This is a genomic window from Trinickia sp. LjRoot230, assembly GCF_964253315.1.
In the GTDB taxonomy this organism is placed as follows: Bacteria; Pseudomonadota; Gammaproteobacteria; order Burkholderiales; family Burkholderiaceae; genus Trinickia.
In genome coordinates this window covers 1,417,365-1,431,198 of sequence record NZ_CAXUQX020000002.1, presented here as the reverse complement: position 1 = coordinate 1,431,198, position 13,834 = coordinate 1,417,365, and the positions used below count along the sequence as shown (strand labels likewise).

The window sequence follows — 13,834 nt, the reverse complement described above, 5'->3', positions numbered from 1 at the left end:
GGAACCGAAAGCGATAAACTGGCGCCTTTGCGGAAGAACGTTGGGTAACGCGCGTGAGCCTTGATCAGTACTACGAACGATTGGACTTGCCGAGCACTGCGTCGCAGACCGAGATCAAGCGTGCGTACAGGCGCCTGAGAGCGAAATACCATCCCGATCGCAATAAGGGCGATGAATCGGCTGTCGAGCCCGTTTTCAAGCGAGTTCAGGAAGCGTTCGAGATTCTCACCGGCCAACGCGAAGCACCCGCATCCCCCCGCCAGTCCGACACGCAGCCGACTCGCACGCCCGCACAAGAGTCACGCCGCGCGACATCGCAACCCAGCCCCGGCCCCTGGTCGAACAACTACCGATCAACCGCTGCCCCGCTGCCGATACGTGGCGCGAACCGGCACACCCAGTTGCATGTGCCGCTCGATATCGCGATCAACGGGGGCCAAGTATTGGCAAGCTATCAAGTCAGCGAAACCTGCCGTCACTGTGGCGGCACCGCAGGGCAAGCACGCCTCAAAACGACGCACTGGTGCACGAAGTGTCAAGGCAAAGGGTTTGAACCGCAACTAAGGTCGGAGCCCGTGAGCGTGCCCTGCGGCGCGTGGGACGGGCAACGGATCGTCGTACCGGGCGGTGGTTTCGCAGGCCTGCACGGCGGCGGAGCGGGCGACGCCACCTTCACGGTCGTCGTCATCTGCGGCCCCGGCTTCCAGCGCGATGGCCTTCATTTAGCCGGCGAACTCGAAGTCGACTTCGTCACGGCAACGTTAGGCGGCGCCGTCGATGCAAACGTACTACTGGGCCGCGACCTGCACATCGCCATTGCCGCCAACGCTCAACCGGGCAGCATCATTCGCCTGCCCCGTCATGGCCTTGCCGATGCATCCGGGAACCGGGGCGAACTGCGGCTACGCATTGTGCTCGTCATGCCGAAAGCGGCAACGCATCTGACCGATGAAGAACGGTTGCGCTTTCACGAGCTTTTCGCGGGTGCTGCGCGCCGGGCACGCAACGCGCGCTCATAAGCATGCTTCAATCGCCGTACGCCGTCTCGAATCGCATCGGGAGAAGGCGCGGCGAACGAGAGCCGTAGCGTTGCATCATCCACGTTATCCGCAAAGAACGCCTTTCCCGGCACGAAGACGACCTTATTGTCGATGGCATGCGCAAGCAGCGTCGACGAACTGAGCGCACCCATGCGCGCCCACACGAACATGCCGCCTTGCGGACGGTGAAATGCGATCGCGTCGCCGAATTCCGCATGTAACGCATCGCATAGCGCATCGCATTTGCTGCCGTATATTCCGGTAATGCGCGGCAGATGCCGTTCCAGCGCACCGTCAGCCAGATACTCCGCCGCAATCGCCTGCGTCCAAGGGCTACTGCATAGATCAACCGTCTGCTTTGCAATGATGCAACGGCGTGCCACCTCGGGCGGGGCAATCATCCAACCAACCCGCAATCCAGGCGCCGCGATCTTCGATAAGCTCGCAAAGTGCACGATCCAATCGCGCGAGCCGGGCACTTCGTCGCTCAGCGCGAGCATCGAGGGCACTACATCGCCTGCGAAGCGCAGGTCGCTGTATGGGTCGTCCTCGATGATTAGGAGTCCGAATCGAACGGCCAACTCAAGCAACGCAATGCGTCGAGCAAGCGAGAGCGTTGCACCTGACGGATTCGCGAATGTCGGCACCGTGTAGAGCAGTTTTGGCTGACGCACTGCGCCGGATTCGAGAAGCGCAGCCAGCTTTTTCACGTCCAACCCTTCGCTGTCGACAGGAATCGTCATCACCTCTGCCTGGCCGAGCCGCAACGCCTGCAACGTGGCGGGATAGGCAGGCTGCTCGGTCAGCACGACCTCCCCCGGGCTCACCAACACGCGCAACAGCAAATCGAGACCTTGTTGCGAGCCAGTGGTAACAAGCAGTTCGTCGGACGTACACCGCGCGCCGCGCCGGCTCATTAGCGCGATCAATTCCCGCTTGAGCTCAGGCAGGCCATCGGTTGGTCCGTATTGCAGACAGCGCGCGGGGGTTTGATACGCCCGCGTCGTTGCAGCTTCGAGGCCGGTGACATCGAAAAGATCACTGGCGGGATAGCCGCCCGCAAACGAAATCATGCCGGGCTCGCCCAGATACTTGAACAATTCGCGGATCGGCGAGCCGGCGGGATGCTGAAACGGGGCGGCGAATGCGTACATGAACGTTCCTCGTTAAACAACCGCATCGCAGCGTAGGTTCGATCCGGCAATTCTGGTCGATCAATGCCGCTCGATCAAACGATATCGAGGCACGACGTGATGCGCCCACCTCATCAACCGGCAGCCGCATGCCTTAACATATAACTTGACACGTATATTCCTCAATGCGTATATTGCCGCTATGGAATCTATATTCACCGTCATCGCCGAGCCGAGCCGCCGCGCCATTCTGAGCTTGCTGGCTTCCTCCGAACGCTCCGTGGGGGATATCGAGCAAAAGCTCAACCTATCGCAGCCATCGGTTTCGAAGCACTTACGGGTGCTGCGAGACGCAGGATTCGTGGAATCGCGCATTGATGCGCAACGGCGTCTATATCGGATCAAACCGGAACCCTTAATGGAGATCGACGCTTGGCTTGCTCCATTTCGTCGCTTCTGGTCGATCCATCTGGACGCGCTCGAACGCCACCTCGATCGGGTGGATTCTCAACCGCATCGCAACGTAAAGGGTAAGAAACGATGAGCAACCGTGACGACTACATGCCGGGCGCCGCCGCAGGCGCCGAAGTCAGAAAGGATGGAGACAAATGGACACTCGTGCTCGTGCGCGAGTTACGCCATTCGCCGGAAAAGGTCTGGCAAGCGCTGACCGACCCGGCCAGTTTGCGCGAATGGGCACCGTTCGATGCCGACCGCAACCTCGCGTCAGTAGGTCCGGTGACGCTTTCGACGGTCGGCACGCCGACGCCGCAGATATCGGAAACAAGCGTGACGCGCGCCGACGCACCGAGTGTACTCGAGTACCGGTGGGGCGAGAACGACATGCGATGGACGCTCGAGCCGCTCGCCGCCGGCACGCGTCTCACGTTATGGCACAACATCGATCGCGGCTTCATCGCGATGGGCGCAGCCGGCTGGCACATCTGTCTCGACGTGCTGGATCGGCTCGTTGCCGATGAACCGATCGGGCGCATCGTTGGCGCCGAAGCAATGCAATTCGGCTGGCCGCGTTTGAACACCGAGTACGCTGCGCAATTCGGCATCTGAACAATCAGGAGGACAGATGGAAAAGTCGGCCTCTGAGCTAATCGACGAAAAAATCGCCACGCTCGGCGACTGGCGCGGGCAGACGTTAAACAAGATGCGCCAGCTTATCAAAGAAGCAGACCCGGAGGTCGTCGAAGAATGGAAGTGGATGGGCACGCCCGTGTGGTCGCACGATGGAATCATCTGCACGGGCGAATCCTACAAGTCGACCGTGAAGTTGACCTTCCTCAAGGGCGCCTCGCTGCAAGACCCAACGAAGCTCTTCAATTCGAGCCTCGATGGAAACGCCAGACGTGCAATCGACATCCACGAGGGCGAGCAAATCGACGCGGACGCATTCAAGGCGCTCATCCGTGCCGCGATCGCCCTTAATATGTCCGGAGCAAAAACGAAGGCGAAACCAAAACCGCGTCAAGCAAAGTCATCCAACGCTTGATTCGGCGCATGGTGGCTATGCGCTCAGCGTCTTCTTCATGATTTGGTGCTGACGCCTAGCCCATTGCCGCCAAGCCGCTCTGACAATGGCTCGGTCGCGAGGGCGTTCGAGGAGACGCAGCGCCTCCTCAAACGTTGCGAGAACCACAGCCTGCGTTTCCGGCCCCATATCCTGTACGGACCCAGCGTAGCGCTTGCCGCGCCAGTATCGAACATTATTGCTGGGTGCGGCCCTGAATTCAGGCATCGTCGGATCGTACTCGTCGCCAAAATCGCCCACCACTTCTTCCAGACGGACGAGCAAGCCAAGCTCTTCATATATCTCGCGCCGGCCGGTGATGGGCAATAACTCGCCTTCGTCCGCTCCGCCTTGCGGCAACGTAATGCGCCCCCAGTACTGGTTTGTCGGCACGACCAGCCATATTCGCGGTTCAGCCTCGTCCTCTATGATGACAACGCCCGCCCTACGTGTTTTGTCTTTCGCAAAGTGCAGTGGATAAGGGGCATCGGTGGCCAGGTCTGCAGCCGAATCGGCAAGCCAGCCCTGCGCATCGGATGGCGCATCTGCATGTTCCATCGGAATACCGTTCAACTCCGCGGGAGCGGGCGCGCCGGCGACAAAAGTTAAGGTCGCTCCGGGGCGGGTCCATAGTGAAACGGGCGACGGGTCGGTGGGCACGTAAATCGGCATCCGCTCGTCGCGGCTCGAAGCGGGGTGCCATGCGGCGTGCGGGCTGATCAGGCTTGGCGGGACATCGATGCTCGAATCGACCGGCCGGGCGAACCGTCGCGCGAGCTGACGTTTGACGTTCGAAACGATTTGCGTTGCATCCACCTTCGGACGAATAGCCGAGCCTGAGCCCGGCAAGACAAACGTAAAAAAGTTTGCACCTTCGGCCGCCATACCGGACACATGGAGATTGGACACGGGCTTGCCAGCGCTGTCTATCACCTGCCGACGAAAGTCGATGTCGACGCCGCCCGGCAAAAAATCGCCATTGCGGTATGGGCGGACCAAACCGCTTTCAAACATATTGGCGAACAGCGAGCCGTTTTCATGGAGCGACGGAAAGGCACCGATTTGTGCGTGAATCAGCACATCGGCCTGCATCGAGTGCGGATCGTTCAACGCGGTCGAACGCAGGACAAAACGCGCGGCGTCCTCATCGAGCGTCGCATGGCTACCTGGCCCCGGTCCGAAAGAGACGATGCCAGCCTCGATCAGCGCAAGCAGCTCCTCGTTGCGTCTATGCGGCACTGCCCCGCTCGCGCGATTCATGCGGGCTGCCAGTTCGAAAAAGCCTCGATGACTATCGGGCGTCAAGCCGCCGAAATCCACGCAATAACGCACGACATCGCGAACCTCGCGCCATACCTCAGCGGCCGCTTTGATCGGCTGCTCGGCACTGCCTTTTTTTGCGCGAGATAGATCGTCGCGCAGGTGCTGCGTGACGGTTTCGCCATAGGTTGCATAATCGGCGTACTCCGCACTGGGCGGTGAGAAAAGTTGTGCCCGGACCTCCGTCAAATCAGCGACTTCGGGATCGTAATGCGATGGATCGACAGCCGATGCGCCGTTCTTGCTGCAGTGAAACGCGTAACAGATCTCTTTTTCCAAAAGTGGTAATGCGTCGGCCTCGAAATCGAGTTGTGTACTTCCGGTGCGGATTTCCTTCTCAGCGCGCAGGGCATCGATGGCAGCACGCGTAAAAAACTTTGGCTCGAACGGTTCGCTCGAATCGTTGCGAAGGACTGCGCGCGCATCGAGCGGAACCCCACCGCGCGAGAACATGACAATACGTGGTTCTGCACCGCTCGCTATGTAATGCAACGCACCGTTTTCGCCACGATCGAAACGGCCGCCACGCCCTATGGTCAACTCGGCGAGCACGTCGCGAGACGTGAGGCCCATGCCCCGCAGGGCGACCGTCGCCTCGTGCGAGATCGAACGAAGACTGTCGAGCGGATGCGGAGCCGAGATGAATTCAAGCAACGGGTTGCGCTGCCGAACCCGCTGCACACGTTCCAGCAACAAATTCTCTTCGGGAGGGAGCTTGGGCTTTGCGGCGCCGACCGCCAATACCGCGTGATCGACAATCAGTGGGAAGCCCCCAGCCAATACGATCTTGATTCGATCGTCGCGATGCCGCTTTACATCGATCGCCTCGAGCTTGTGATGAATCAAGCGCAATTTCGGGTTTTCGTCGAGACGCTGCTCGAGTTCGCGGTACCCATCGTTCAGATACCTGCCCAATAGGGCGCGCGGAAGATAATCGTCATCGCGCACTGCACGTCCTGTACGCGCGCCGCGCACGAACTGGCCATCGACAAAGCGATATCCGGAAGCGTTCGCCCATTCCTTGAGCGTCGGTCCAATCATTCCTTGTTCGTCCGGCCCGCCCCACAGCGTTACGGCGCCGGCCGGCGTCCTGAGCACGCGATGCGCTTCTTGGTCCGGCCTGTATAGGCCCGCTCCAGGTTCTTGCGGCTCGATCATGTGCACGTTGACCCGCACATCCAAACCAAGCTCGGAGAGACCCTCGTCGGACAGCATCGCCTGAATACGTTCGAGCACGCCAAGCCCGCGCGGACCGCCACCGATGATCGCCACGTGGTAGATCGGCTTTCGTTTCGGTTGAGCGTACTCGATGCGCAATGGCGGTGCGATGGACGCGGCTGATCGAAACAACGCCGACCTGCCCGCCTCGACTGATGGTGCTTCCGCGGTCACGGTGAACGGAATCTCGATCCGATTGGCCGATCGGGGCTTGCGCGGAAAGGCATCGAAGATGGCCTGGCCCGATTCGCCGGACGACGACGAACGGCTCGAGAACCGCGCTGCCGTGCCCGGTTGCAACCGGTCCATCTCCGCTTGTACCTCGGCTGGACGTGCATGACCTCCGGCTCCAGAAATTCCCGTCATAGGTGGATGATTCAATAGCAACGCCCGCTTCGCGCTGCGACGTCGATGAACGGAGAGATGGGTTGCGTAGGAGTCCTTACGATGCAGCTCGTAAGTGAATCGCCCGAGATTGTCGAGCATTATCGGATTCGGTTTCGAGCAACCACGAAGCCCGCTACGTCGAAGCGAAGATGTTTTCGCAAAAAATCCCAATCAAATCGGGCGAATATATTGAACAGGCATAAATTGGTTTTACGCTAGCGACGACAGATCGAGCGAGGTGTATTTGCCGTTCAAGATCAGCTCGCTGACGCCGCGCCCTTTCATCGCCCCACCTCTGCGTCAATCGCATGCGTCAAGTGCTCGTTTTCGTAATTGAGCAATCGCAGATCCATCGTCCCAATCCTTCGCCCGCCAGGGTTTACCGACCGCTATGCGCTATTCATCCGATGAAAATCGGCTTACGAGTATTGTGAAATTTTCCCGACTCGATAGGCGCTAATCTCTTTTCGTCGACGCTGCGCAACTTCCGATTAACGCGGTGCGTTTCGTACGACGCGAGGGGCCAATAACGCTTCGACCATGCGCAGGCTCATCGCGAAACGGCACTGCAACTGCCGATATCCAGGTACGGCCGCGACGGAGGAAATAATGCAAGCGGGCGATAGCGACGACGACTACGTAGCCTATTTCGAAAGCAGCGGCGTTGCATTACCAGGGGAGCCGATCTCAACGCAAAGCTTGCTGGATGGCCTGGACGGCCGGGTCAGTGCCACGCTGGGTGATTCGGTGCGAAACATGGAGATCATAAATCGATATTCGATCATTGCCGATTACCCCGGTTATGTTTGCGGCCGAGCAAAGCGAGACTTTACCTACTCGGCAACGGGCCTTGCCATTGCCGCTACTCAGCGGTGTCTTGATAGCTGGGACGGCGACACCGATCAAATCGGATTGGTAATCGCTGCGACGAATAGCGCCGATAGACCGCTGCCCTGTCTCGGATTTGAACTGCTTGCCGGTTTTCCGGGGCGGCTGCCGGACGACGCCAATGTTCTCAACATGCAGAACATGGGATGCTCGAGCCTGATCAAAGCACTCGATATCGCCCGAACGTTCATCGCTCTAAATCCAGGCAAGAAAGTGGTGGTCGTGGCGGTCGAAGCCGTCACCGGACTCGCCGAGCGGCTGATGGCGGATCACTACTGCAGCTTCAAGGAGACGCGCCGTATGTCCGACAAGGCGGATATGGCGCGCGAATGGCGCAATACACAGCGGTTTCTCTTCGCCATGCTATTTGGTGACGCTGCCGTGGCATTCATTCTGGGAGGGTCTCGCGACGAAGGCCTGCTCGGTTTTGGCCCGGCTGTACACGCCACGAACCTGCGGCCTGCCGATACCGAAATCTTGAGAATGAACGAAGGTGGAATTCATACGCCGATTTTGGAGGAATATCCATTCTACGAAATGTCGGATGAGGTACCGGAACGCGGCGCAGCCTACGCGTCTGAGATACTCGCGCGCCTTTCGCGCAAGTATCATCTGGATAATGACGCGGAGAAAGGCATTCTTCCAAAATTCGATTTTTACAACATCCATACCGGCAGCAAGAAAATCTTGAATGGCGTATTCAGAACACTCGATGTCGACCCATTGGGCAGCGAGGCGCAGGAATCGCTAAACGTACTTGCGCACTGCGCCAATACAGCGACCTGCTCGGCGGGGCTCATGCTGGCGCAGCACTGCGCTTCGCCGGCACGGGACGGAGTCGGTCTGGTCCTCGCTTTCGGTGTCGGCTTTAGCGCTTCAGCGGCGATCGTAGGTGCGCTCTGAGCAATGAGGCGAGTTTATATGTCGGTTACTCGTGAGACGAGCCGAATATCATGGTGAACTCTAAAAATTCCAACCTTTCCGGTCCACCATTTAATGTATTCAATCGGGCAGAAATAATTGATCGTTTTGGCGCTGATAAGCTAGCCTGGCTGCTCGAGATGGCCGCGTCCAGCGACCAACTCGCTGACGATGTCGTCGCGCAATTGAGCGAAGCTTCCGACGACCAGCAAGGCATCTTGAATGCTGGAATACGGTACGGCCACCGCAGCCTGGTCTCGCCTGCTCCTTCAATCAGCGCGCTGCTCAAGCAGGCTGAGAGTATCCCCCACTGGGTCAACGGGTCCCGCGTCCAGCATGGTTCCGAAGCCTACCTTGCAAGCGGAACGCTATGGATGACCGTCGCTCTCGGACCCGGTTCGCTAGCGCATACCTACAGCTCGCCCACCATCTCCAAGGTCCTGATGAAAACGGGCAACCTCGATGAGCGGACCGATCGACGCCTCGCCGAAACCGGAATCTGGATGCACCATGTGCTTCGCCCAGGCGGGCTACACCAAGGCGCCAACGGATATGTGCATACCATGCAGGTTCGCATGTTGCATGCTCGAGTCAGAGCGACGTTGCGCAAACAAGGTTGGAATGCAACAGATCTCGGCGTGCCGATCAGCCAATTAGACATGCTTAGAACATGGCTGGACTTTACTTACATTCCGTGCAGCGCCTTGCAGAAGATCGGCATTACGTTCGACGAACGTGAATCCCGCGAGCTCTATGATTTATGGAAACTAATCGCTCACATCCTCGGGATCGAAGAGCGCTTTTTTCGGTACGTTGTCGATGACGCTTCTGCTGCCGAACTGCTCGCGTTGATAGATGCTTCCTGCGCACAGCCTGACGACAGCTGTCGCTTACTCACGAGCAAGATGCTTGCCTCGCTTGGTCGGCGTTTGCACGCCGCACTCAGCGTCCATGAAGAAGTGTCGGTCCTGCTCATGCATGCGTTCTGCAGGTTATTTCACGGCGATGAGTTTGCGGACAAGGTAGGAGCGGAACGTAGTTGGGTCGCCAACCTGCTGCCGCAAATAGTTCATTTCAACCGCTATCAACGTCAACTGGAGCGAAATAACAACGTATTGCGCGCACGGAAGATAGCGGAAACCCTAGGTGCATTCGATCGCAAAATCGCGGCAATGAAGGGCGAGACTGCGTATCAGAGTGCGATCGCCCGCACTTTCAGCCTCGAGCTTCCACAGGTGGGTTTATCGCATTAACGATAAGCGCCAGGACGACCATATCGACTTACACGACATTCTTTTCCACGATCGGACGGTTCTCGAGCACACGTGCCCAACTCAGCGACGACAGGTCGAGCGACGTGTATTTGCCGTTCAAGATCAACTCGCTGACGCCGCGCCCCGTTGCAGGCCCCTGCTGCAAACCATGGCCACTGTAGCCGTTGGCGAATATGCAGTTCTCGATATCGGGGTGATGACCGATGATCGCGTTATGATCGAAAACGTTGTACTCGTAATAGCCGGACCAACAGTTTTCCACGCGCAATGCTTCGAACGCCGGCACGCGATGCGCCAGCGTCGGCCAAATGACCTCGTCGAAAAGCGCGTGGTCGACTTCATCGAGCGGCAAGTCGTCAGAGTCGTTGTCCGCGCTCGGCGACGTGCCGCAGATATAGGTCTTCCCTTCGGGACGAAAGTAAACACCGCTCGGGTCGATCAGCAACGGGCACGGCGAGAGCCGCGCCGGTGACGATACGTTGAAGATGCTGCGACGGCGCGCGAACACGGGGATATCGATGCCCATCATCGCCGAGACTTTGCGCGCCCAGGCACCCGCTGCGTTGACCATCGTGTCGCACGGGTAGCGTTCGCCGTCGCTCGTCACTACATACGTGATTCGCCGGCCTTCACGCACGACATCGACGACGTCGGCCGCCACATAGCGCGCACCAAGCGCTTGTGCCTTCTTGCGCAGCGCTTGTACCAAACCGTATCCGTCGAACCATCCCTCGCCGCTTTCGCCGAATGCACCCGATGCGAGATCCTCCACATTGAGCCACGAAAATTTCGCCTTCATCGCATCGCGATCCATCAAGCGAATGTCGGCGCCCAAGCGCGTTTGCAACGCGTGATTCTGCTGCAGCGTCGCCGCGCCTGCCGGTGTGGCAAGAAAGAGATACCCGCCCTCGTGGAGATCGATGGAAGGCTTCGATCCATCGACCTCGAGAAAATCGCCCAACTGACGCAGGAACGCAATGCCGTACAACGACATTTGAATCGACAGCGGCGTGGAAAACTGCTGACGAATCGAGGCCGCCGACAACGCCGACGACGACTTCGCATAAGTCGGATCACGCTCGATGACCGTGACCGCAACGCTCGTATCGGACGCGCGCAGAAAATAAGCGATGGCGCTGCCGATGACACCGCCGCCTACGATGACAACATGAGAACTCACGACGGACTCCGCAATGGTGAGCGCTTTCGGTTATTCGATGGAAAAGTCGATGCCCTGCGCAAGCGGCAATGCCGACGAATAATTGACGGCATTGGTCGCGCGACGCATATAAGCCTTCCATGCATCCGAGCCCGATTCGCGGCCACCACCCGTTTCTTTTTCGCCGCCGAATGCGCCGCCGATCTCCGCGCCGCTCGGCCCGATGTTCACGTTCGCAATGCCGCAGTCACTGCCCGATGCGGAGAGGAAACGCTCGCTTTCGCGCAAGTCGGTGGTGAACACGCATGACGACAAGCCGTGCACGGCCGCATTGTTTGCCGCGATGGCATCGCCGAACTCGCGATACTTCATCACATAGAGGATCGGGGCGAAGGTTTCCTTGAGTACGACCGACGTCTGCGAAGGCATCTCGACAATGGCAGGGCGAACATAAATGCCCTTATCGTGACCCGCAACGGGTTGACGCTCGCCGCCGAACACGCTGCCGCCTTCGCGCTTGGCCTGCTCAAGCGCCGCCTGCATGCGCTCGAACGCATGCGCATCGATGAGCGGCCCCATCAGCACGCCCGATTCGAGCGGATTACCAATGGCGACTTTGCTATAGAGCGTCTTCAAGCGCTCGATTGTTTTGTCATACACGCTGTCGTGGACGAAAAGCCGCCGCAGCGTCGTGCAACGCTGGCCGGCGGTCCCAACAGCGGAGAACACGATGCCGCGCAGCGCAAGCTCCATATCGGCCGTGCCCGACACGATGCCGGCGTTATTGCCGCCGAGTTCGAGAATCGATCGCCCAAACCGTCGTGCGACTTCGACACCGACCGCGCGCCCCATCTCAGTGCTGCCCGTCGCGCTGACGATGTTCGAGCGCGGGTCGCCAACCAACTGCGCACCCACCTCGCGGCCGCCGTTGGCGAGGAACGTCAAACCCGCTGGCGCACTGCCGAATTCGGTCAGTGCTTCTTGCAAAATCTTGTCGACCGCTAATGCTGTTAGCGGCGTCTTTTCCGACGGCTTCCAAATCACCGCGTTACCGCACACGAGTGCAAGCGCCGCATTCCATGCCCAGACCGCTGCCGGAAAATTGAAAGCGGAAATGACCGTGCACACGCCCATCGGGTGCCATGTCTCAGCCATGCGATGGCCGGGGCGTTCGGAGGCGATTGTCAAACCGTAAAGCTGGCGCGACAGGCCCACGGCGAAATCGCAGATATCGATCATCTCCTGTACTTCGCCGAGCCCCTCTTGCAGGATTTTGCCGGCCTCGAGCGTGATCAAGCTGCCAAGCGCCTGCTTGCGCTCGCGCAGCTTGTTTCCTAACAATCGAACCAGCTCGCCTCGCCGCGGCGCCGGCACATCACGCCAAGTCTGATAAGCAGCCTGCGCTTGCGCAAGTGCGTTGTCGACCTCCGCGGCCGTTCGGCTCGCCACGCGGCCGATAAGCTCGCCGTCGATCGGGGAGTGAACGGCGATATCGCCAGCATCCGCAAGATGGGCAATGCCAAGGTCGGACAGGATAGTCGATGCTTTCACGATGGAACCTCTTCGTTGAACGTTTTTGCTGTTTCCGATAGGAAATTTACGCACGTTCGGAAACTATACACGTACGCCAAAGCAGCGGCAACCGCAGTGCCCGCGGCGGCCGATCAATCGCCCGTTTTAGTCGTGACCGGTGTCCAAACGGCATTTCTCACCTGGTACAGCGTCGAGTTCGGCTTATTGAGGTCGCCCGTTGCGGTAAATGCGATCTTGCCAGTGATGCCATCATGATTCGTCGCCTTGAGCGCGGCATTGATGGCCGACGGGGCGAACGAATCCGCTTTTCCGGCGGCCTTGATCGCAACCCAGGTCGCGTCGTAAGCAAACGGCGCGTAGGCCAGGATGTCGACGCCAAACTTCTGCTTGAACTTGGCCGCGAACCTATTTCCCTTCGGCAACGTGTTCAACGGCTGACCGTATTCCCATACCGCGGCGCCATTGGCGGCATCGCCGGCGAGCTTGATGAAGTTTGCATCCATCACGCCACCGCCTGCAAGAAATTGCGCTTTCATGCCGAGTTGGCGCATGCGTTTTACAAGCATCGCTGCTTGTGCGTCGAGTCCGCCAAAAAAGACGAGGTCGGGGTTCGTGCTCTTGATTGCCGTCAGTTGCGCGCTGAAATCGACGGCTTTGTCGTTTGTAAACTGACGATTCACAATCGTGCCGTGGTTCGCCATCACTGCTTTTTCGAATTCGTCCGCCTCGCCCTGACCGAACGCGGTGCGATCGTCGATGATGGCGATGCGTTTCGCTTTTGTCACCGTCACCGCGTACGCCCCGGCGTTGCCCGCGTTTTGCGCATCGGTAGCGATCACGCGGTACACGCTGGCCAACCCGCCGCGCGTGATGGCCGGGTTCGTGGCAGCCGGTGTAATCATCGGAATGCCTGCCTTCGCGTAGATCGCCGACGCCGGGAGTGTCGTGCCCGAATTGAAGTGGCCGACGACAACAGCCACTTGATCGTCGACCAGACGTTGCGCCGCTTGCACGCCCACACGCGGGTCGCTCTGGTCGTCTTGTGCATCCACCACGAACTTCACCGGCTTGCCGCCGATGGTCGGATGCGCATCATTCGCTTCGTCAACGGCCATGCGTACGCCACTTTCGACATCCTTGCCGTAGGCCGCCGCGCTGCCCGTCAATGGCGCCGCCACGCCGATCCTGATGACTTCCTCTGCGTGCAGACAACCCGCGGCAAACGCAAGCGAGGTGGCAATTGCCACGGCTGCCGCGGCACCGGACGAAATGCGGGAACGCAAAGCCATGATCATTTCCTTGTGAAGGTGTGCCGCGATTGTGTGCAGCCAATACAAAGCGATCAAACGATATCTATGCACGAGGTCATGCACATTTCTCATCAAGCCATAGGGAATGCGGCACACGCGCGAAGGCGTCGCCGGATGCATGTGACGTGC

At 59.2% G+C, this 13,834-nt stretch carries 11 protein-coding genes; 6 read left to right on the top strand and 5 right to left on the bottom strand.

Annotation, left to right across the window (positions count from 1 at the left end; genetic code table 11):
- The first annotated feature begins 53 nt into the window (after window positions 1–53).
- Window positions 54–1,019 carry a DnaJ C-terminal domain-containing protein gene (locus ACSQ20_RS25425; protein WP_436025379.1) on the top strand — a complete coding sequence of 322 codons (966 nt, stop codon included), beginning with the start codon at window positions 54–56 and terminating at the stop codon, window positions 1,017–1,019.
- Here the strand turns inward: ACSQ20_RS25425 and ACSQ20_RS25420 are convergent.
- On the bottom strand, window positions 968–2,194 hold the full coding sequence (locus ACSQ20_RS25420; protein WP_436025377.1) for a PLP-dependent aminotransferase family protein: 1,227 nt from the start codon (window positions 2,192–2,194) through the stop codon (window positions 968–970). The two genes, ACSQ20_RS25425 and ACSQ20_RS25420, sit on opposite strands and share 52 nt — an antisense overlap.
- 181 nt (window positions 2,195–2,375) lie before the next feature.
- Between ACSQ20_RS25420 and ACSQ20_RS25415 the strand changes: the two genes are divergently transcribed.
- From ACSQ20_RS25415 to ACSQ20_RS25405, 3 genes are read left to right on the top strand one after another with little or no spacing between them, the layout of a single operon-like run.
- Complete coding sequence (locus tag ACSQ20_RS25415; RefSeq protein WP_436025375.1) at window positions 2,376–2,717, top strand: ArsR/SmtB family transcription factor; 342 nt, start codon at window positions 2,376–2,378, stop codon at window positions 2,715–2,717.
- A complete protein-coding gene (locus tag ACSQ20_RS25410; protein ID WP_436025373.1) occupies window positions 2,714–3,241 on the top strand; it encodes an SRPBCC family protein in 528 nt (175 codons plus the stop codon). The genes ACSQ20_RS25415 and ACSQ20_RS25410 overlap by 4 nt, the downstream gene beginning before the upstream one ends.
- 16 nt (window positions 3,242–3,257) lie before the next feature.
- Window positions 3,258–3,677, top strand: coding sequence for a DUF1801 domain-containing protein (locus ACSQ20_RS25405; protein ID WP_436025371.1), 420 nt, complete (start codon window positions 3,258–3,260; stop codon window positions 3,675–3,677).
- Between the two features lie 15 nt (window positions 3,678–3,692).
- Here the strand turns inward: ACSQ20_RS25405 and ACSQ20_RS25400 are convergent, their stop codons facing one another.
- Window positions 3,693–6,542, bottom strand: a complete 2,850-nt coding sequence (locus ACSQ20_RS25400) for an FAD/NAD(P)-binding protein (RefSeq protein WP_436025370.1) — start codon at window positions 6,540–6,542, stop codon at window positions 3,693–3,695.
- Window positions 6,543–7,229: 687 nt separating this feature from the next.
- On the opposite strand from ACSQ20_RS25400, the gene ACSQ20_RS25395 reads away from it, so the two are divergent.
- A complete protein-coding gene (locus ACSQ20_RS25395; RefSeq protein ID WP_436025368.1) occupies window positions 7,230–8,411 on the top strand; it encodes a hypothetical protein in 1,182 nt (393 codons plus the stop codon).
- Window positions 8,412–8,461: 50 nt separating this feature from the next.
- Window positions 8,462–9,682 carry an oxygenase MpaB family protein gene (locus tag ACSQ20_RS25390; RefSeq protein ID WP_436025366.1) on the top strand — a complete coding sequence of 407 codons (1,221 nt, stop codon included), beginning with the start codon at window positions 8,462–8,464 and terminating at the stop codon, window positions 9,680–9,682.
- 28 nt (window positions 9,683–9,710) lie between these two features.
- On the opposite strand, the gene ACSQ20_RS25385 is transcribed toward ACSQ20_RS25390, so the two are convergent.
- The 3 genes from ACSQ20_RS25385 to ACSQ20_RS25375 form a co-directional block, all read right to left on the bottom strand.
- Window positions 9,711–10,883: an NAD(P)/FAD-dependent oxidoreductase gene (locus ACSQ20_RS25385; protein WP_436025364.1), complete on the bottom strand. Its 1,173-nt coding sequence runs from the start codon at window positions 10,881–10,883 to the stop codon at window positions 9,711–9,713.
- A 30-nt stretch (window positions 10,884–10,913) separates the two neighbouring features.
- Complete coding sequence (gene amaB, locus ACSQ20_RS25380) at window positions 10,914–12,413, bottom strand: L-piperidine-6-carboxylate dehydrogenase (RefSeq protein WP_436025362.1); 1,500 nt, start codon at window positions 12,411–12,413, stop codon at window positions 10,914–10,916.
- Window positions 12,414–12,526: 113 nt separating this feature from the next.
- The gene (locus tag ACSQ20_RS25375) at window positions 12,527–13,684 is read right to left on the bottom strand and encodes a branched-chain amino acid ABC transporter substrate-binding protein (protein ID WP_436025360.1); all 1,158 of its coding nucleotides are present in this window, start codon (window positions 13,682–13,684) and stop codon (window positions 12,527–12,529) included.
- Window positions 13,685–13,834: the final 150 nt, after the last annotated feature.

What these genes read in the sequence shown, in the direction of transcription:
- ACSQ20_RS25420 (WP_436025377.1), bottom strand. Translation starts at nt 2,194, where the DNA reads ATGTACGCATTCGCCGCCCCGTTTCAGCATCCCGCCGGCTCGCCGATC.
- ACSQ20_RS25415 (WP_436025375.1), top strand. Translation starts at nt 2,376, where the DNA reads ATGGAATCTATATTCACCGTCATCGCCGAGCCGAGCCGCCGCGCCATT.
- ACSQ20_RS25410 (WP_436025373.1), top strand. Translation starts at nt 2,714, where the DNA reads ATGAGCAACCGTGACGACTACATGCCGGGCGCCGCCGCAGGCGCCGAA.
- ACSQ20_RS25405 (WP_436025371.1), top strand. Translation starts at nt 3,258, where the DNA reads ATGGAAAAGTCGGCCTCTGAGCTAATCGACGAAAAAATCGCCACGCTC.
- ACSQ20_RS25400 (WP_436025370.1), bottom strand. Translation starts at nt 6,542, where the DNA reads ATGGACCGGTTGCAACCGGGCACGGCAGCGCGGTTCTCGAGCCGTTCG.
- ACSQ20_RS25395 (WP_436025368.1), top strand. Translation starts at nt 7,230, where the DNA reads ATGCAAGCGGGCGATAGCGACGACGACTACGTAGCCTATTTCGAAAGC.
- ACSQ20_RS25390 (WP_436025366.1), top strand. Translation starts at nt 8,462, where the DNA reads ATGGTGAACTCTAAAAATTCCAACCTTTCCGGTCCACCATTTAATGTA.
- ACSQ20_RS25375 (WP_436025360.1), bottom strand. Translation starts at nt 13,684, where the DNA reads ATGGCTTTGCGTTCCCGCATTTCGTCCGGTGCCGCGGCAGCCGTGGCA.